The 18,439-nt window shown below is 49.3% G+C and carries 15 protein-coding genes and 1 pseudogene; 5 read left to right on the forward strand and 11 right to left on the reverse strand.

Going from position 1 to position 18,439, the window contains the following annotated elements:
• A pseudogene (locus HMPREF9469_RS22905) lies at positions 1–266 on the forward strand (IS110 family RNA-guided transposase); the annotation flags it as partial.
• Positions 267–606: 340 nt separating this feature from the next.
• Here the strand turns inward: HMPREF9469_RS22905 and HMPREF9469_RS22910 are convergent.
• Genes HMPREF9469_RS22910 through HMPREF9469_RS22920 form a run of 3 tightly spaced genes read right to left on the reverse strand, consistent with a single transcriptional unit; the run spans position 607 to position 3,043 of the window.
• Positions 607–951 carry a TIGR04076 family protein gene (locus tag HMPREF9469_RS22910; RefSeq protein ID WP_007867509.1) on the reverse strand — a complete coding sequence of 115 codons (345 nt, stop codon included), beginning with the start codon at positions 949–951 and terminating at the stop codon, positions 607–609.
• 42 nt (positions 952–993) lie between these two features.
• A complete protein-coding gene (locus tag HMPREF9469_RS22915; protein WP_007867512.1) occupies positions 994–1,893 on the reverse strand; it encodes a PHP domain-containing protein in 900 nt (299 codons plus the stop codon).
• Positions 1,847–3,043: an MFS transporter gene (locus tag HMPREF9469_RS22920; protein WP_007867514.1), complete on the reverse strand. Its 1,197-nt coding sequence runs from the start codon at positions 3,041–3,043 to the stop codon at positions 1,847–1,849. Before HMPREF9469_RS22920 ends, HMPREF9469_RS22915 begins: the two co-directional genes overlap by 47 nt.
• A 126-nt stretch (positions 3,044–3,169) precedes the next feature.
• On the opposite strand from HMPREF9469_RS22920, the gene HMPREF9469_RS22925 reads away from it, so the two are divergent.
• A complete protein-coding gene (locus HMPREF9469_RS22925; protein WP_007867515.1) occupies positions 3,170–4,087 on the forward strand; it encodes an AraC family transcriptional regulator in 918 nt (305 codons plus the stop codon).
• A gap of 139 nt (positions 4,088–4,226) precedes the next feature.
• Here the strand turns inward: HMPREF9469_RS22925 and ppdK are convergent, their stop codons facing one another.
• Positions 4,227–6,857, reverse strand: a complete 2,631-nt coding sequence (ppdK, locus tag HMPREF9469_RS22930; RefSeq protein WP_007867518.1) for a pyruvate, phosphate dikinase — start codon at positions 6,855–6,857, stop codon at positions 4,227–4,229.
• Positions 6,858–7,238: 381 nt separating this feature from the next.
• Here ppdK and HMPREF9469_RS33380 point away from each other — a divergent pair, with 381 nt between their 5' ends.
• Complete coding sequence (locus tag HMPREF9469_RS33380) at positions 7,239–7,361, forward strand: hypothetical protein (RefSeq protein WP_270289294.1); 123 nt, start codon at positions 7,239–7,241, stop codon at positions 7,359–7,361.
• 46 nt (positions 7,362–7,407) lie between these two features.
• Here the strand turns inward: HMPREF9469_RS33380 and HMPREF9469_RS22935 are convergent, their stop codons facing one another.
• A complete protein-coding gene (locus HMPREF9469_RS22935) occupies positions 7,408–8,097 on the reverse strand; it encodes a response regulator transcription factor (protein ID WP_007867519.1) in 690 nt (229 codons plus the stop codon).
• Positions 8,069–9,607 carry a sensor histidine kinase gene (locus HMPREF9469_RS22940; RefSeq protein WP_007867520.1) on the reverse strand — a complete coding sequence of 513 codons (1,539 nt, stop codon included), beginning with the start codon at positions 9,605–9,607 and terminating at the stop codon, positions 8,069–8,071. Before HMPREF9469_RS22940 ends, HMPREF9469_RS22935 begins: the two co-directional genes overlap by 29 nt.
• A 215-nt stretch (positions 9,608–9,822) precedes the next feature.
• Here HMPREF9469_RS22940 and HMPREF9469_RS22945 point away from each other — a divergent pair, with 215 nt between their 5' ends.
• Both HMPREF9469_RS22945 and HMPREF9469_RS22950 read left to right on the forward strand, forming a co-directional pair.
• Positions 9,823–10,452 carry a CDP-alcohol phosphatidyltransferase family protein gene (locus HMPREF9469_RS22945; protein ID WP_195415372.1) on the forward strand — a complete coding sequence of 210 codons (630 nt, stop codon included), beginning with the start codon at positions 9,823–9,825 and terminating at the stop codon, positions 10,450–10,452.
• Between the two features lie 57 nt (positions 10,453–10,509).
• Positions 10,510–11,391: a phosphatidylserine decarboxylase gene (locus HMPREF9469_RS22950; RefSeq protein WP_040417159.1), complete on the forward strand. Its 882-nt coding sequence runs from the start codon at positions 10,510–10,512 to the stop codon at positions 11,389–11,391.
• Positions 11,392–11,504: 113 nt separating this feature from the next.
• Here the strand turns inward: HMPREF9469_RS22950 and HMPREF9469_RS22955 are convergent, their stop codons facing one another.
• The 5 genes from HMPREF9469_RS22955 to HMPREF9469_RS22975 form a co-directional block, all read right to left on the reverse strand.
• Positions 11,505–12,893, reverse strand: a complete 1,389-nt coding sequence (locus HMPREF9469_RS22955) for a glycine--tRNA ligase (RefSeq protein WP_007867527.1) — start codon at positions 12,891–12,893, stop codon at positions 11,505–11,507.
• A gap of 38 nt (positions 12,894–12,931) precedes the next feature.
• Positions 12,932–13,585: a hypothetical protein gene (locus HMPREF9469_RS22960; protein ID WP_007867531.1), complete on the reverse strand. Its 654-nt coding sequence runs from the start codon at positions 13,583–13,585 to the stop codon at positions 12,932–12,934.
• Between the two features lie 158 nt (positions 13,586–13,743).
• Positions 13,744–14,394 (reverse strand): DNA repair protein RecO, encoded by a 651-nt coding sequence (gene recO, locus HMPREF9469_RS22965; protein ID WP_007867534.1) that lies wholly within the window; start codon positions 14,392–14,394, stop codon positions 13,744–13,746.
• Positions 14,395–14,495: 101 nt separating this feature from the next.
• Positions 14,496–15,407 carry a GTPase Era gene (era, locus tag HMPREF9469_RS22970; protein ID WP_007867538.1) on the reverse strand — a complete coding sequence of 304 codons (912 nt, stop codon included), beginning with the start codon at positions 15,405–15,407 and terminating at the stop codon, positions 14,496–14,498.
• Between the two features lie 13 nt (positions 15,408–15,420).
• Positions 15,421–18,390 carry an insulinase family protein gene (locus HMPREF9469_RS22975; RefSeq protein WP_007867561.1) on the reverse strand — a complete coding sequence of 990 codons (2,970 nt, stop codon included), beginning with the start codon at positions 18,388–18,390 and terminating at the stop codon, positions 15,421–15,423.
• Positions 18,391–18,439: the final 49 nt, after the last annotated feature.

The raw sequence follows: 18,439 nt of genomic DNA on the forward strand, positions 1-18,439 counted from the left end.
AGTCTCCTTACTACAAAAAGAAATATGAATCTCTTACAAAACGCCGTGGCAAGAAAAGAGCCATTGTTGCTATCGCGCGCATGATTCTTACTGCTATCTTCCAGATGCTATCTACTGGAGAAGTATGGAATCCGAGCGACTTATACAAAATCGATATGCCAGAAACCCTTGTAGAAAAACAAAAAGCTAAGGCTATCAAACAAGCTATGAAATTACTTGTACGTGAAGGTTTATATCCTCCACCACAAAAAACAGCAGCTTCCTAATTATCATTTAATAATCTACTTTTTCGAAAGTTGTCATTTATGACAGCTTGATTAAGTGCGCCATTTATTGGCTGACCTCTACTTTCTTTCACACTAATCTCCATACCCGTTCCCCTTTCCCAGAATATCTCCTTTTCATGTCTTTATTATAGGAAATAGTCCCGGGTAATCCTAGATGTTATACGTCATTATAAGAGTGACATATGTCATTCCTGTCCTGTATGCGCCGGGGCATTTCACAAGTCCAAAACAGCCATTAGTGATCTCCTGCCCATACATAAGCATCTGATCGCCAATGGCTGTCATACATGTTCATTCAATTTATATTCCCGGATACGCTCTATCTCACAGGCTCATAATCCATCTGTGATTCCTGGTCCGTTGCCTCCAGCTTAAAAATAACCGGGCGCAGCCCATCATTACAGCTGCAGATCGCAACCCCCGGCTTCCTGATCCAGTCCCCGTAATAGAACAATTCCCTGCCAGAACCATGGGAAAGGGCAAACACATACTGGTATATGGCTTTCCACGCCTCATCACAGAAGCCCTCCGGTTTTGCATAATCCCCATAGAAGACCTGGCCTTCCTTCATCATGGGACAGGCAGACAGGCCCTCAACCCCATATTCATCTGCCAGTTCCTGGTCAAATGTAGTCTTCAGCACAGTTATCTTTACCTTCTTCATGTTATCTTACCTCCGCCTTTATATCATATTTCATTTATGATACTAACACAGTCCGCCCAGCTGCCCAAGCACTTCCTCATAGGGTATCACACATCCATGCTGCCCCACATAAATCGATGGCTTTGTCTTTCCATGGTAATCGCTTCCACAGGTATAAAATAAGTTGTGGTTCCTGGCCTGGTTGTAAAAGTCCAGGGCCTGTTCCCGGGAATGGTAGCTGCTGAATGCCTCGATCCCGTCCAGCCCTGTTTCGATCAGGGGCCTTAACAGTTCCTCATGTCCCTTTAAATTCACACCGGGATGGGCAAGTACCGCATACCCGCCATTCCCGTGGATCGTCTCCACAATCTGCCCTAGTCCGGGGTATCTCATCTCCACATAACACGGTTTTCCCTGGGAGTAATAATCCCAGTAAAAGTTCACATACGGATTATCCCCCCGTTCACCGCCCTGACGATAAGGCATGAGCATGGGGTGCTCCTTGTACTCCGTCTTATCCAGAAGAATCTCGGCAAACATTTCCCCGGTCCATCTGTCTTTCCAATAATTGTTCCCGGCCAAAGCAGCCATCTCCTCACCGGTCACCTCAAATCCCAGCGCCCTGGTTGCATGAAGCATCTTTACGGAAGCCGCCGCCCCCTGACGGGAAATGTTGTCCTCTATTCCAGCAAAATCAGGGCTGGTATAATCGATCCCATATCCCAACACATGGAAATTGACTCCCTCATAGGTACAGTCGATCTCCACTGCCGGGATATATGTGATCCCCGCATCTCCTGCAGCTTCTTTTCCCTGTTCATTTGCACGGACACTGTTGTGGTCCGCAATGGCCATAACCTTTATACCGCTCTCAAGGCATTTCCCCACCAGTTCCCGGGGAGAACACTCCCCGTCATCACTGTAAAAGCTGTGCATGTGTAAGTCTATCCGGTTTGTCTGCATGAATCTTTCCCGCCCTTTCCGTCATTATGATCATCAAACATACAAATACCATTAAATAAAAAGGATATATCCTTACGCTGATCAGTTCAGCGCCCAGACCAAACAGAGGCGGCATAAAGGTGGAGCCCATATATGCGCAGGCCATCTGAAGCCCCATGATGGATTGGGAGTTCTCCGCCCCAAAGTGGTCCGGCGTCTGATGCAGCATGCTGGGATAGATGGGCGCACATCCCAGCCCTGTAAGGACCAGTCCTGCCAAAGCCGCTCCATGACCAAAAGGAAATGCCAGAAGCACTACCCCTGAGAACACGGTCAGCTGACCGATCCGCACCATGGTTTTGTCTCCCAGCCTGTCAGTAACAAAACCACTGGCCAGACGGCCGGCCGTGATGCCAAGGTAAAACAGCGAGGTCCATTTAGCTGCCGTATCAGCGGGAATCCCCTTAAAGAACACCATATAGCTGCTGGCCCAGAGACCCGTAGTGGCCTCCAGGGCACAATAGCAGAAAAATGCGGTCAATACCCCTCTGGCTCCGGGAAGCCTCAGGGCATCCCTTAGGTTCATGCCTTTATGTTCTTCGCTCATCCCTCTGCCTGTGTCTGTTTTCACTTTCCACAAAGGGAGGGATATAAGCAGACAGATCACCAGAACAATCTGGATCACCCCCACTGCCATGTAACCGTGGTTCCATTTTAATCCATTTATCAGGCAAAGCCCCATGATATAGGGACCCGCTGTTGCACCAATCCCCCAGAAGCAATGGAGCCAGCTCATGTGACGCGATTCATAGTGGAGGGCCACAAAATTGTTAAGGGCGGCATCCACGCTTCCAGCTCCCAATCCATAGGGAATCCCCCAAAGACACAACTGAAGAAAGGTGTGGGAACCGGAAAACCCCATGAGCGCAGCCGCAGTCATGGCAACACTGATGGCCGTCACTGCCCCTGTCCCCAGCTTTCTGATCAGACTGTCACTGAAAAGGCTGGACACAATGGTGCCGCCGGCAATGATCATGCTGATGATCCCGGCATAGGACACACCTGCATGCAGTTCCCTGTACATGGAGGGCCATGCCGACCCAAGAAGGGCATCCGGAAGCCCCAGACTGATAAAAGCAATATAAATAATAACCAACAATAATTGGAACATTTCATCCTCCTGCATTTTTCTCTTATCCATCAAAAGAATACCGTCTTTCTTCACTTGATTCAACTGAAAAATCGACCTATAATATAAGAAAAGCGACTAATCATCGCAGATCAGGGAGGAGATTATATGGGACTGCAAAAATGCATTCTGAATTTGAACCGCGCCAACAGGGAACTTCAGCCTCATGGAACGCCTGAATTTCCCATTGCCGGCTATGCTGCGGACTATACCCACAAAGAAGAGGACGTGATTCCCTGGCACTGGCATGCGGAGATGGAGATCCTATATGTAGGATCCGGGGGACTGAAATTGCAGATCCCCGGAAAAACCTTTCACCTAAAGCAGGGGGAAGGCTTTGTGATCAATTCCAACATCCTGCATTTTGCAGCAGCAGAGCCTGCCTGCAGCCTGCACTCCCTTGTGTTTCACCCTCTTTTGGTGGCAGGGAGCGAGGACTCTGTTTTTGGAACCAGGTATATTGCCCCTCTGATCCAGTGCTGTTCCTTTGACGGCTGCCCCTTTGACCGCATACCCGGAAATGAGATCAGCCCCAAGGAAGAGTTTATAGCCGCATTTCAGGCATTATCCGCGGAAACACCGGGATATGAGTTTGTGGTCAGGGAGAAATTGTCCCATCTGATCTTCCACCTGTACAGGGCCTATGAAAAGGAAATTGACTCCGGGGATTCGGAACTGGACTCAGACAGTCTGCGCATGCAGAAAATGCTGGATTATATAGAAAACCATTTTCACGAAAACCTGGACCTGTCCCAGATAGCCAGAGCCGCGGACATTGGGGAGCGCGAATGCCTGCGGTGCTTTAAACGGGTAATCCAGAATTCACCCATGCAGTATCTGTTAAAGTACAGGGTGACCCAGGGTGCGGCCATGCTTTTGCGCAGTCCGGCCAGCAGCGTTTCAGAGATCGCAGGACAGTGCGGGTTTAACAGTTCCAGCAATTTTTCACAGATGTTTGGGCGCTTCTTTCAATGTACTCCAAGGGAATACCGGAAACGAAATAAAAAAGCCGAGGACGATGGCTGAAGACAAAAGAAAACCCCAGCGTTGCTGCTCTGGGGTTTTCGATTTGTGCCCGCATGGACATATGATTTCTTTTGCCGATTTTATTATATCAGGCACTTCTTAATAATCAAATATATTTTTCAACCGGACAAACGGCCGCTTATTTGTTGTTCAGAGCCGCCTGAGCTGCTGCCAGACGAGCAATGGGAACGCGGAATGGTGAGCAGGAGACATAGTTCAGGCCGATCTTGTGGCAGAACTCTACGGATGAAGGATCTCCGCCGTGCTCGCCGCAGATGCCGCACTTAAGGTCTGCTCTTGTGGAGCGTCCCTTCTCAACTGCCATCTTAACCAGCTGTCCAACGCCGTCCTGATCCAGTCTTGCAAATGGATCCGACTCGTAGATCTTAGCCTTGTAGTAGGAATCCAGGAACTTGCCTGCATCATCACGTGAGAAGCCAAATGTCATCTGTGTCAGGTCGTTGGTTCCAAATGAGAAGAACTCTGCCTCCTCGGCAATCTTATCAGCGGTCAGTGCTGCTCTTGGAATCTCGATCATGGTGCCGATGTGATACTGGATGTCGGAATTCTTTTCCTTCTTAACCAGTTCAGCTGTCTCGATCACGATATCCTTAACAAACTTAAGTTCTTTCTTCTCGCCAACCAATGGGATCATAATCTCAGGAACAATGTCATAACCGCACTCTTCCTTAACCTCGATCGCTGCTTCCATGATTGCTCTTGTCTGCATTCTTGCGATCTCAGGGTAGGTAACAGCCAGACGGCAGCCACGATGACCCATCATTGGGTTGAACTCATGAAGATCAGCGCACTTATCCTTAACAGCTTCCACTGTCATTCCCATATCCTCTGCCAGAGCCTTGATGTCCTCCGGATCGGTAGGAACAAACTCATGCAGCGGCGGATCCAGGTAACGTACAGTCATTGGTCTGCCTTCCAGAGCCTTGAACATTGCCTTGAAATCACCCTTCTGGAATGGGATCAGTTCATTCAATGCTTCTTCTCTCTGCTCAACTGTCTCGGACAGGATCATCTTACGGATCTTCGGAATCCTCTCCGCGTCAAAGAACATATGCTCGGTACGGCAAAGGCCGATGCCCTCAGCGCCCAGCTTAACAGCGTTCAGTGTATCTGCAGGAGTATCTGCATTGGTGCGGACACGCAGTGTTCTGAACTTGTCGGCCCACTCCATGATCCTCTCAAAGTTGCCGCTTACAGTTGCTTCCTGTGTAGCGATATCGCCTTTGTAGATCTTTCCTGTGGAACCATCCAGGGAAATGTAATCTCCCTCATGGAATGTATATCCGCCAAGTTCAAATACCTTAGCCTCTTCATCAATCTTGATCTCGCCGCAGCCGGATACACAGCAGGTTCCCATGCCACGTGCAACTACTGCTGCATGGCTTGTCATACCGCCGCGTACAGTCAGGATACCCTGTGCAGCATGCATACCCTCGATATCCTCAGGGGATGTCTCCAGACGAACCAGGATAACCCTCTCGCCTCTGCCGCCCTTGCCGGCATCCTTAGCTTCATCAGCTGTAAAGTATACCTTACCAGCTGCAGCACCAGGAGATGCAGGAAGAGCGCTTCCGATCACTTCGCCGGCCTTCAGGGCTTCCGGAACAAAAGTAGGATGCAGCAACTGATCCAGGGACTTGGCCTCGATCCTGCACACTGCTTCTTCAGGAGTGATCATTCCCTCATCTACTAAATCGCAGGCAATCTGGATCGCTGCCGGAGCAGTCCTCTTGCCGTTACGTGTCTGTAAGAAATACAGTTTGCCTTCCTCAATGGTGAACTCCATATCCTGCATGTCGCGGAAATGATTCTCCAGCTTCATGGCCAGGTTCATGAATTCCTCATAGCACTCCGGAAGGTCTTCTGCCAGTTTGGAGATTGGCTGTGGTGTACGAACGCCTGCAACCACGTCCTCGCCCTGTGCATTGATCAGGTACTCTCCGTAGATTCCCTTCTCACCGGTGGATGGGTTACGTGTAAACGCAACACCTGTACCGGAGGTCTCGCCCTTATTACCAAATACCATGGTCTGAACGTTAACTGCAGTACCCCAATCGCCGGGGATATCGTTCATACGGCGGTATACAATGGCACGTGGGTTGTCCCAGGAACGGAATACGGCCTTAACAGCGCCCATCAGCTGCTCTTTTGGATCCTGTGGGAACTCTTCACCGTTCATGGCTTCCTTGTAAACAGCCTTGAACTTGTCAGCCAGTTCCTTCAGGTCATCTGCTGTCAGCTCTGTGTCAAAATGTACGCCCTTGGCTTCCTTCATCGCATCAATGATCTTCTCAAAGTGGGACTTTGGAACTTCCATAACAACATCGGAATACATCTGGATAAATCTGCGGTAGGAATCATACGCAAATCTTGGGTTGCCGGTCTTCTTTGCAAATCCCTCAACAGCAACGTCATTTAACCCCAGGTTCAGGATGGTATCCATCATACCTGGCATGGAAGCACGGGCACCGGAACGAACAGACACCAGCAACGGATCCTCTGTATCGCCAAACTTCTTGTTGTTGATGCTTTCCATCCATGTGATGGCCTCAAAGATCTGATTCTGGATCTCATCGGAAATCTGCTTGCCGCAGTTATAGTACTCGGTACAAGCCTCTGTTGTAACTGTAAATCCCTGTGGAATGGGCATTCCCAGGTTTGTCATCTCTGCTAAGTTGCAGCCCTTGCCGCCAAGAAGGTTTCTCATTGCTGCGCTGCCTTCATGGAACTTATAAACCCATTTTGCCATAAGTTAATTCCTCCTCATGTTCTTGTAGACTGGCTTTCTACTCTCTAAAAAATATGTCTTTCTTTCTGGACAGAACAAATGCTTCTACCATGTCCGTCCACCTCGTCCATTATATCACAAACATTTCTTGAGTAAAGAGGTTTTCCATGAAAATTTGTTAAATTTAGAGTAAAATGGCACTGTAAGTACTTTCATTTTCTGTCATTTTCACATATCCGTTATCAATTCGCATATACGAATATATAGGCCTTGATGTACGCTAATTTGTGCATCAGGCCCTATTCTTCTTTCTTTTTATATCCCCCTGTCCTTACCGCTTCCATGTAAGCACTTACAATGTTTCCCCCTCCCAATGGACAAATGTACCAGTTGGCGGAATATATGGAACCCTATGGATATTTGGGATGGAACATAGGATTCCGGGCGGACGGTCTGGGCGGCGTATGCAAAAAATCCCGTATACTGGCATACACGGGATTTCGCTTTGTGACCACATGGTCTTAACTACTTTCTTTGCTACGTTTATTTTACATCAAATACCGCACAATGTTTACACCTTAAACCGGTATCCAACCCCCCAAATGGTTTCAATATACTGGGGTTTGGCTGTATTAAACTCAATCTTTTCTCTTATTTTCTTAATATGCACCGTTACAGTAGCAATGTCTCCGATGGATTCCATGTCCCAAATCTTGCTGAACAATTCTTCCTTAGTAAACACATGGTTGGGGTTCTGGGCCAGGAACGTAAGCAGATCAAATTCCTTGGTGGTAAATGTCTTTTCCTCGCCGTTGATCCATACCCTGCGCGCTGTCTTGTCAATCTTCAGACCGCGGATTTCCACCATCTCGTTGGACGGCTGTCCGCTGCCGATCAGCCTTTCATACCGTGCCATATGGGCCTTGACCCTGGCTACCATCTCACTGGGGCTGAAGGGCTTTGTAATATAATCATCAGCGCCCAGGCCCAGGCCGCGTATCTTGTCAATATCCTCTTTTTTGGCTGAGACCATGATAATTGGCGTGTTCTTTACCTCCCGCACCCGTTTGCAGATTTCAAATCCGTCCGTGCCGGGAAGCATCAGGTCCAGAATCAGCAGATCATAGTCTTCCTTAAGGGCTTTGTCAAGTCCCTCGGTCCCGTCATTCTCAATTTCGACCTCAAACCCGGAAAGCTCAAGATAATCCTTTTCCAGCTCCGCTATGCTCTCCTCATCTTCCACGATCAGTATCTTGCTCATCCTGTATAACCTCCTGATATTTTCTTAGGACAAAGTGAATCTCCGTGCCAATTCCTTCCTTGCTGGTGGCCCATATACGGCCCCCGTGATCCTCTATGATCTTGTGCACAATGGACAGGCCAATACCGCTTCCGCCCTGGGATGAATTTCTTGAGGAATCAGTCCGGTAAAACCGGTCAAAGATATTGGGAATATCCTTTGCTGCAATTCCCTTTCCATTATCCTCTATCTCCACCTGTATAAAATCCCCCACGTCCTTTATCCGGATATTAATAATACCCTTTTTCTTATCCAGATACTTCACAGAGTTGCTGATAATATTGTTGATAACGCGCTTCATCTGTTCCGCGTCAGCAATCACCACCACATCCTCATCCACATAATTAAAATATCCCAGTTCGATCCCTCTGGCTTCCATATCCAATCCCACCTCATCCACGCAGTCCTTAAAATACCGGGCCACATTGATCTTGGAAAAGGTGTAGGGGATCTTATTGGTATCAATCTTGGAATAAAAGGTCAGCTCATCTATGAGACGGTCCATATCATTAGCCTTATTGTAAATGGTCCGGATATATTTGTCCAGTCTTTCCGGTGAAGATGCAACGCCGTCCATGATCCCTTCCACATACCCTTTGATGGCCGTGATCGGCGTTTTCAGGTCATGGGAAATATTGCTGATCAGCTCCTTATTATCCTTGTCATACTGCACCTTCTCATCCGCGTTCTCCCTGAGCCTGATACGCATCTCTTCAAAGTCCTGGCACAGCTGGCCGATCTCATCATCCGCATCCACTTCCAATGTGAATTCCAGGTTGCCGTCACGTATCTTCTTAGTGGCTTCCTGAAGCTTGTTAAGAGGGCTAAGAATGGAACGGTACACCCACAGCGTAAGGGCAATCCCTGCTATGACCAAAATCATGGCGCCCAGTATCAGCATCTCCCTCAGCATGGACTTCACCTCGGGCACCAGGTCATCCACATTGGAGATAATAAAGGCACTGCCCGCCTCCCCATCGGGGAAGTCAAAGTCCATCCGCTTGATCAGGTGCTGGCTCTCTCCGTCCAGATAGATGCCGCCGTCCAGGTAGATACCGCCATCCGTTTCACTTTTCATGGCGCCAAAGTGGGGAAGCTGCGCGCACAGCGCCTCGTCTTCCATAATATTATTATCCCCACAATAGATAATGGCATCCTCTCTGATCACCACCAGATAGGCATAGTGATTTTTCAGCTCCGCATTAATGGTATCCAGATACTCCTTATCACTGTACAGCCCCGGATTCTTATCCAGGGTTTTCCGGATATCCTCCTGGGACCGTTTGGTCAGCCGGTTGAAAATCTGCATGGAGTTGCCGGAAAAGAAATCCACGGGCTCCGAAAGGTCATACTCCTTAATAAACGATTTTGCCTGATAATTGCTGAGCACAACCGCCATCAGGTAAAACAGCATCATGGGTACAATGGTAATGGTCAAAAATGCTACTGCAAGACGGGTCTTTAATTTCATAAGTCCCATCCTCCTTCATCTACTTGCGGTACGCCTTATCCATATATAAAAGACAGACGTCAGCCGCTATTGCTAGTATATCACATTTACTTATAATCGTTTATAAAACTATTATAAATTTTATTAATAACTCACCTGTTTTCCTTGTTTCCTCTGTGATTTCTGATATAATAGTACTATTGCCCATGAAACAGAAGGGCGAAAAAGCAGTAATGATTGGGGTTTATGATATGATTGGTTTTTACAGTTACACCGTGGTTTTGACATACATGGGGCTGGCAAGCGCTGCCTTGGGAATGATTCTTACGGTCCAGGGATTTGCCAAATACGCATTGTTCTGCCTGGCTTTTTCCGGCCTGTGCGACATGTTTGACGGCAAAGTGGCCCGCACCAAGCCCAACCGCACGGAGGATGAGAAACGCTTCGGTATCCAGATCGACTCCCTGTGCGATGTTGTCTGTTTTGGGGCTTTTCCCATGATCCTATGTTATTCCATGGGCATGAGGGGAATCGCCGGAGTCTGTATCCTGGTCTTTTATCTCACTGCCGGAGTCATACGGCTGGCATTTTTTAATGTGATGGAGGAGCACCGCCAGGACGAGACAGACGAGGCCCGCAAGTATTATCAGGGGCTTCCCATTACATCCATCTCCATTATCCTTCCGCTGTTCTGTACCCTGAGGCCCTTGCTTGGACACCGGTTCCTGTCGGAACTGCACATCTGTATCCTGACCGTGGGTCTATTGTTCATCATCAATTTCCAGCTGCGGAAACCGGGATGGAAACTGCTTTCATTTTTCATTGCCCTGGTTGCGGTGGCGCTGGCTAAGATTTACTTTTTTTAGGGGAGTCTTTCTATGATTCCCCTGTCTTTATATCAATCAAAAGAAAGGTGTGGTTCAATGAAATACGCAGACAGGTCCGGACATATCCATGGGAGGGAAAACACTCAGGATAAGCTGCTCAGGACTCTTTACAACAGCCTTCCGGGGTGCCTGATCCTTAAGCCCCTGGTCCATCCCTGCATATCCAGAATCGGAGGATATTTCCTGGATTCCCCCTTATCCACTTTCTTGATCAGGCCTTTTGTCCGATCCTCCGGCATTTCCCTGAGAGGCTGTGAAACTCCGGCCGGTGGAGCATACCGGTCCTTTAATGCCTTTTTTACCCGTTCCCTGAAGGAGACGGCCAGACCCTTCAGCCAGGACCCGGACATACTCTGCAGTCCCTGTGACGGACTGGTCAGCGCATATCCCATCAGCCGAAAGCAGCATTTGTCCATCAAACATACGGATTATACGGTGTCCCAGCTTCTAAGGGATGATAAGCTGGCATCCCGCTATATGGGCGGCACTGCCCTGGTTTTTCGTCTCACCGTATCCGATTATCACCGCTACGCCTATATTGACAGCGGTCTGCGCTCCTCCTACCGGAGGATACCCGGCGTGCTGCACACAGTAAATCCGGCAGCAGCCGTATGCCGGCCTGTGTACAAAGAGAATACAAGGGAATATTCCCTGCTCAGATCCCGTGGATTCGGAACCGTACTGATGATGGAGGTGGGAGCCATGATGGTGGGGAAGATTGTAAACCATCACAAGGCATATACCAGACTGGATGTGTTCCGCGGTCAGGAAAAGGGGTATTTTGCCTTTGGCGGATCCACTGTGATCCTGCTGTTTGAACCAGGACAGGCCACCGTTGACAAGGATATTCTGCGCAATACCGCCCTGGATATCGAAACCAAGGTAAAGATGGGTGAAGCCATTGGAAGACGCCCCTGATCCCCTGCGGATGCTTACCGCAGCTATATTTACAAAAACTATATTTACAGCAAATAAGGCCGCACATCCCATGAGAATTTCAGGATGTGCGGCCTTTATCCGGCTATTTTTATTTAAAACATAAACTTATCAGCAAAGTAATCCTTCAGTCCCTGGATGGGGATTCTTACCTGCTCCATGGTATCCCTGTCACGTACTGTCACTGCATGGTCTTCCTCGGAGTCAAAATCATAGGTCACACAGAAGGGGGTGCCGATCTCATCCTGTCTTCTGTATCTCTTACCGATATTGCCCCTGTCGTCAAACTCACAGTTAAAGTATTTGGAGAGTTCGCCATATACCTTCTCCGCCCCTTCGTTCAGCTTTTTGGAAAGAGGCAGCACCCCTACCTTTACAGGCGCAATGGCCGGATGGAAATGAAGCACGGTCCTCACATCACCCTCGCCAATCTCCTCCTCGTCATAGGCTGCGCACAGGAATGCCAAAGTCACACGGTCAGCGCCCAGGGACGGTTCGATCACATATGGGATGTACTTTTCTTTGCTCTCATCATCAAAGTAGGACATATCCTGTCCGGATACATTCTGGTGTTGTGTCAGGTCATAGTCGGTCCTGTCCGCAATTCCCCACAGCTCTCCCCAGCCAAATGGGAACAGGAACTCCAGGTCAGTGGTCGCCTTGCTGTAAAAGGAGAGCTCCTCCTTCTCATGATCCCTTGCACGCATCTCCTCATCCTTGATGCCCAGGGCCTTCAGCCAGTCGATGCAGTACTGCTTCCAATAAGCAAACCATTCCAGGTCCGTATCGGGCTTGCAGAAGAACTCCAGCTCCATCTGTTCAAACTCCCTTGTACGGAAGGTAAAGTTACCCGGCGCGATCTCGTTGCGGAAGGACTTTCCGATCTGGGCAATACCAAAGGGAACCTTTTTCCTGGAGGTTCTCTGAACATTCTTAAAGTTTACAAAAATACCCTGGGCCGTCTCAGGACGAAGGTAAACCGTGCTCTTAGCATCCTCGGTCACGCCCTGGAATGTCTTAAACATCAGGTTAAACTGGCGGATCTCGGTAAAGTCATGGGCGCCGCAGCTTGGACAGCAGATATTGTTGTCATCAATGTACTGCTTCATCTGCTCCTGTGACCATGCATCCACGGAACCCTCCATCTGTATGCCGTGCTCATCGTTAAAGTCCTCGATCAGCTTGTCGGCGCGGAACCGTTCCTTACATTTCTTACAGTCCATCAGGGGATCGGAGAAACTGCCCAGATGTCCGCTGGCAACCCAGGTCTGAGGATTCATCAAAATGGCGCAGTCCACGCCTACATTGTAGGGGCTCTCCATTACAAATTTCTGCCACCAGGCCTTTTTAACATTGTTCTTAAGCTCTACACCAAGGTTACCGTAGTCCCAGGTATTGGCAAGGCCGCCGTAAATCTCAGAACCGGGATATACAAAGCCCCTGTTCTTTGCAAGCGCCACGATCTTCTCCATTGTCTTTTCCATATCCGTATCCTCTCTTTTATCTTCTTTAAAATTAAATACTAATTAATAACAATAAAGCTGGTGCCTTCCTCCGGTGTCTTCACCGTGCTGGAATCCCTCAGCTCACAGCCCTCGCTGACATACATAATCTTTTTCTCTGCCTTGATGATCCCCGGGCCCTCTGCTTTTACCACGATTCTCTGCCCGTCAGACAGAACCGCGGCGGAATCCGCCGCCTTGCCCTTTTCATCCAGAAAGGAGACTCCCTCCATCTGCTGGCCCATCACCGCGGCCCTTCCTGACTCCAGGGCGCTGAAGGTCACATTGTAATCACCGATCTCCTGTGCAAACTCCACCAGGCGGTTTGCTGCATCATATTCCGTCACGGAATAGGCTTTTCCGCTCTCCAGGCTGACTGACACCAATGCCACGGGAAGCTTTTGTTCCCCCTCTGAATTTCTGGACGATGCCGCCTTTCCCAGGGAGCTGTTGTAATCACTGATCCGCTGCTCCAGGAATGCGGTCATTTCCTCCTCCGTGTAATCGCCTGCCTCATAGGTTTCCACAGACTGCCACCGGACGCTGCCGTCCTTTTCTATCATAACGCTGTTCTCCGTGGGTTTTGCCCCGCCCGATGAGCCCAGTCCGGCACAGCCGGTCATAAGGACTGCCGCGGTCACAAGAGTCAGCAACCTGTATCCGATTTTTTTCATACCCGTTCCTTTCGTGATCAAACATCTTAAGGACTGTTCCATGGATTTGTATCTTTCGTCCCTTTTGCCGGGACATTTCCCAAATACATCCAGGGGAGCCGATCCTACCCGGATATTATATCCTTAACATCCTATAATTTCAAGCCTTAACATGGATTTTATGTTGTGAGCATATCTAAAATCTCCAGGGACTTAAACTCATGATGCACATAATATCTTCTGCTTTTGTCCACCGCCCCATCAAATTCCCTCATCACATCTTCCTTTAAGACGAATTTATACAGGGCCTCCACCGGGGAGCAGACCACATACTCCCATGCATAATTGCAGGATTCCGAAACAGGGGAGGGAGGCGTTTCCGTATACTCTCCATTGATGACCATGGTTTTCAGTTCAAAGATCCGCCTCACCAGGCGGTTGGGTATGGCTGGTTTTAAGAGGGCCCTCAGGGACTGGTACAGCAGTTTGAGCATTTCCGTCCCATCCATATTTTCCTGGGAAAAATAATCTGCCATTTCCAGAAAATAGGAGCCGTAGCAGGTGCACTCCATATCCATGGACAGTTCATCAAAATAGTTGGTGATCTGTGCCGACTGCAGGTTATAGGCCGATCTCCCTTCATACATGGAAAAGGTGCCAAAGGAAAAAGGCCTGCTGGCAGCCATCAGGGCATTACCAGGCTTCCTGGCGCCATGGGAAAAGGCGGTGATCCGCCCCCGCTCCCTTGTCAGCAATACCAGTCTCCTGTCATAATCCCCGGAAGGGGCTGATATGAGAACCATTCCAGTCAGTGTCACTGTTTCTCTCATTTCAGTATCCCTCCCTCCTGCAGTACCATCAGACCTTACTTCCATCTAACCCTTATTATACGTGGTATCTCCCATACATTCGTTGTAAATACAACATATCATTACACATCTTTGCCGTCATAGCCATAGTTCTTCATATACAGATCACTGTCACGCCATTCTTTCCTTACCTTGACCCACAGCTGCAGGTTGACCTGCGTATCCATCATATGCTCGATGTCCTTCCTGGCCTCGGTTCCAATGCGCTTTAACATGCTTCCGCCCTTGCCAATGATGATCCCCTTGTGGGAATCCCTTTCACACACAATGCTGGCATCAATGTCAATGATGCCGTTGGGGCGTTCCTTCATCTTCTCAATGGTCACCGCAATGCCGTGAGGGATCTCATCGCTCAGCAGGCGCAGCGCTTTTTCCCGGATCAGCTCAGAAGCGATCTGGCGCATGGGCTGGTCGGTCACCGTATCCTCATCATAGAACTGGGGACCATAGGGAAGATATTTGAAGATCAGTTCAGTAAGCAGGTCCGTGTTCTTATCCTTCAGCGCGGACAGGGGCACGATCTCCGCAAACCGGCACACGTCCTTGTAAGCCGCCATAAAGGTAAGGATCTCGTCCTGCTGCTTTACCGTATCGATCTTGTTGATGACCAGGATCACAGGCGTTCTGGTCTTGTTCAGCTGCTCGGCTATATGGCGTTCCCCCGCACCGATAAAGGTGGTGGGCTCCACCAGCCACAGGACCACGTCCACGTCCTTCAGGGTGTGCTCCGCCACATTGACCATATATTCACCCAGTTTATTCTTTGCTTTATGGATTCCGGGGGTATCCAGGAAAATGATCTGTCCCCGCTCATCCGTATAAACCGTCTGTATCCTGTTCCTGGTGGTCTGGGGCTTATCAGACGTAATGGCGATCTTCTGGCCAATGAGATGGTTCATCAAGGTGGATTTTCCCACATTCGGCCGTCCTACCAGGGCTACAAAGCCGGATTTCTTCTGTGTATTTTCTTCCATTTATCTCTCCTTATCAATGGTACAGGTTCTTAATCTCCCCAAACATATCCCGGTCCGCCTTAATCTGCTCGTCATTTCCGATCACACACAGGGCGCCTGTATTGAGGACTGCCCGGACAATATCTGCCAGATTCCTGATATCCTCCTGGGTCACGTTCAGTATCTCATCCCTTTCCTGCTGTATCATATCCATGGTCACGCCGGAAAGGTAGGCTGACAGGTTCCTGTTTCCCTTAAGGGATGGTGTCAGCGGTGTATCCACATCGCTGATGGTTCCAATTACATATTTAGTCATATCCCGTTCATCGATGGAAAATCCCTCCAGATATTCAGGAATTCCCTCATAGATCTGGTTTGTGTTGGCAATATTGGGATCCCTGTAAGATACCAGATAGCCATCCCCGGATCTTCCAAAGCCGCTCATACAGCCATACGCACCGCCTTTTACACGCAGGTTCATCCACAGGTATTCGTAGTTCAGGATAACCTTCAGCACTCTCAGGGCACCTGTGTACACAAGTTCCTTTCCATCCGCCTTTTTACCTGCAAAAGAGCCGCATCTGGCCACATAGTTCACCTGGGACGCTGTTTTGTAACCTTCATTCCTGTTCCCCTTTTCAAAGGTGAACCTGTACTGCTTGCCCCTTCCTGCCGGCAGGCTGGCCTTAAAGGACTTGAGCTCCACAGGCAGATGACCATACCCTTCCTCGTCAGCTGTATATGACACAAGTATATTGTCGGAAGTAAACAGCAGTCTCACCGTATCCTTAAGCTTTCCGATCAGCGCCTGCCTGTATTCCGGCTCCTCGCTGTATCTGCGGCTTACATACTCCAAAAACTGATAATATCCAATTCCGCCTATGATATCGTTAAATGCCGCGGATGCGCTGTAATAGGAAGAAGCCCTTCCAACCGCAGCACCGTGGGAGGAATCCTCCATCTTCATCCTGGCCCTGGAACGGGTCTCATCCAGGATCTCTCCCAGACGCTTTTCATCCTCCAGCCTGGACCGGGTCAGCATCTCGGTCAGCATGGAGAAAGCAAATCCCAGCTTATCATAGAATACCTTGGCGCCTGCCACAAACGCACCTGTAAATTCTCCCGGTCTGGTCACATCCGGATAAGAACTCACGGCAAAATTAATGCCTCCGCTGCCCAGATAGATTTCACTGGACAGGTCGCTGTAAGTGTAATTCTCAGTATCCACATAGCCCAGCACGGATTTAAGAAGCCCCACATAGGGAAGGTCATCCACCGGAACCCTGTCTGTGTTAAACAGCACCTTCAGATATCCTATACCTGACGTAAACATGCTGCTGTGGACCACCCTTACGCCGTCCTCCATCTTAAGCTGGTAGGAAAGGTCCGCGCTTTTCCTGTCAATGTCTTCCCTCTGAAGCATGGGGATCTTTTCCAGATCTTCCTGGGACGAGGTCTCCTCCTGGTAATCCTTTAACGCCTTTGTCTGAGCCACAAGCCTGGCGATCTCCTCACTGCCCAGAGAGGCTTTGTACGCTGCCAGACGCTCCGCCAGCTTCCTGTCCTCCTGGGCGGTCTGGTTCACCCTGGGGCTCACAATGACCACTGCCTCGTGGGGATTATCCAGCAGATAGGTGCGGATCAGCTGCTCAAAATACCCCTCATCCACTGCTTTATTTAAAAATTCAAAGGTTTTCTGGTATTCCAGATGCACCAGCGGATCCCCGCCGTACAGCCAGCTGTCCATTGCACCCAGGCCATACATCAGCCCCTTGGGCGCGGAGCCGTAATCCGCTTCTCTGGACCGGAACTCATAATAGTTCAACCCTGCCTTCAGGCTCTTTCTGTCAATCCCCTGGTCGGCCAGTTTGCGCAGGGTTCCCTTTACAACGGAAAGGAATTCACCCTTCTGTTCCCTGTTTGCATTTTTTGCAATCACGGTAAAATAAGGCTGGAGGATGCCGCTGTCATATCCTCCCAGGATATCCTGCCCGATTCCCGCATCGATCAGCGCCTGCTTTAAGGGAGCGCCCGGCACATTGATCAGGGTGTATTCCAAAATATTAAATGCAATGTACAGCACGGGATCCAGGCTGGTTCCCACCACTGTGTTCACGGAAAGGTAGGTCCTGTCGGCAGTTCCCTCCTCCTCTGTGACGGAATAGGTGATTTCCCTTTCCACCGGGCCTTCAAATGCCTTTTGCAGGGGAATGGAGGAGTCCGCATGGCAGTCCTTCCTGTCATAGCTGCTGAGATATTCCCGGTCCAGCCACTCAAGCTTTTCCGCCATATCCATATCACCGTACAGATAGATGTAGCTGTTGGCCGGATGATAATAGTTTTTATGGAATTCAATGAACTGCTCATAGGTCAGATCCGGGATCACGGAGGGATCCCCTCCTGATTCATTGGCATAGGTGCTGTCCGGGAACAGAACATTCCTTGTAAACCGGTCCAGCACGCTTTCCGGTGAGGAAAATGCCCCCTTCATCTCATTGTACACCACCCCGTTAATGGTCAGCTCATCCTCAGGGGACTGCATTTCATAGTGCCAGCCCTCCTGCAGAAAAATCTTAGGTTCCCTGTAGATGGCCGGGTGGAGTACGCCGTCCAGATACACATCCATCAGGTTCTGGAAATCCTTTTCATTGCAGCTGGCCACCGGATATACGGTTTTATCCGGATAGGTCATGGCATTTAAAAATGTGTTCAGCGATCCCTTAACCAGCTCCACAAACGGGTCCTTTACCGGAAACTTCTCAGATCCCTCCAGTACACTGTGTTCCAGAATATGGGGAAGACCGGTGCTGTCCTCAGGCGGCGTGCGGAATCCAATGCAGAATACTTTGTTATCATCCTCATTTGAAAGCAAAAACAGCTTTGCGCCGCTTTTCTCATGTTCCAGGACCATTGCCCCGGAATCTGTTTCCTCCACAAACTTTTCTTCCACCACACGGTAGGCATCCAGCGCCTTAACCGCTTCCAGCTTCCTTTCATCTGCCATAGATTCTTTCTCTCCATTCTATAGATTCAATCTGTCTCACCTTATAGTC

It is taken from the genome of [Clostridium] citroniae WAL-17108 (assembly GCF_000233455.1).
GTDB classification, from domain to species: Bacteria; Bacillota; Clostridia; order Lachnospirales; family Lachnospiraceae; genus Enterocloster; species Enterocloster citroniae.

Bases quoted from the DNA above. Each gene is read 5' to 3' on its own strand.
- HMPREF9469_RS22910 (WP_007867509.1), bottom strand. From the start codon at position 951: ATGAAGAAGGTAAAGATAACTGTGCTGAAGACTACATTTGACCAGGAA.
- HMPREF9469_RS22915 (WP_007867512.1), bottom strand. From the start codon at position 1,893: ATGCAGACAAACCGGATAGACTTACACATGCACAGCTTTTACAGTGAT.
- HMPREF9469_RS22920 (WP_007867514.1), bottom strand. From the start codon at position 3,043: ATGTTCCAATTATTGTTGGTTATTATTTATATTGCTTTTATCAGTCTG.
- HMPREF9469_RS22925 (WP_007867515.1), top strand. From the start codon at position 3,170: ATGGGACTGCAAAAATGCATTCTGAATTTGAACCGCGCCAACAGGGAA.
- ppdK (WP_007867518.1), bottom strand. From the start codon at position 6,857: ATGGCAAAATGGGTTTATAAGTTCCATGAAGGCAGCGCAGCAATGAGA.
- HMPREF9469_RS33380 (WP_270289294.1), top strand. From the start codon at position 7,239: ATGGAACCCTATGGATATTTGGGATGGAACATAGGATTCCGGGCGGAC.
- HMPREF9469_RS22935 (WP_007867519.1), bottom strand. From the start codon at position 8,097: ATGAGCAAGATACTGATCGTGGAAGATGAGGAGAGCATAGCGGAGCTG.
- HMPREF9469_RS22940 (WP_007867520.1), bottom strand. From the start codon at position 9,607: ATGAAATTAAAGACCCGTCTTGCAGTAGCATTTTTGACCATTACCATT.
- HMPREF9469_RS22950 (WP_040417159.1), top strand. From the start codon at position 10,510: ATGAAATACGCAGACAGGTCCGGACATATCCATGGGAGGGAAAACACT.
- HMPREF9469_RS22955 (WP_007867527.1), bottom strand. From the start codon at position 12,893: ATGGAAAAGACAATGGAGAAGATCGTGGCGCTTGCAAAGAACAGGGGC.
- HMPREF9469_RS22960 (WP_007867531.1), bottom strand. From the start codon at position 13,585: ATGAAAAAAATCGGATACAGGTTGCTGACTCTTGTGACCGCGGCAGTC.
- recO (WP_007867534.1), bottom strand. From the start codon at position 14,394: ATGAGAGAAACAGTGACACTGACTGGAATGGTTCTCATATCAGCCCCT.
- era (WP_007867538.1), bottom strand. From the start codon at position 15,407: ATGGAAGAAAATACACAGAAGAAATCCGGCTTTGTAGCCCTGGTAGGA.
- HMPREF9469_RS22975 (WP_007867561.1), bottom strand. From the start codon at position 18,390: ATGGCAGATGAAAGGAAGCTGGAAGCGGTTAAGGCGCTGGATGCCTAC.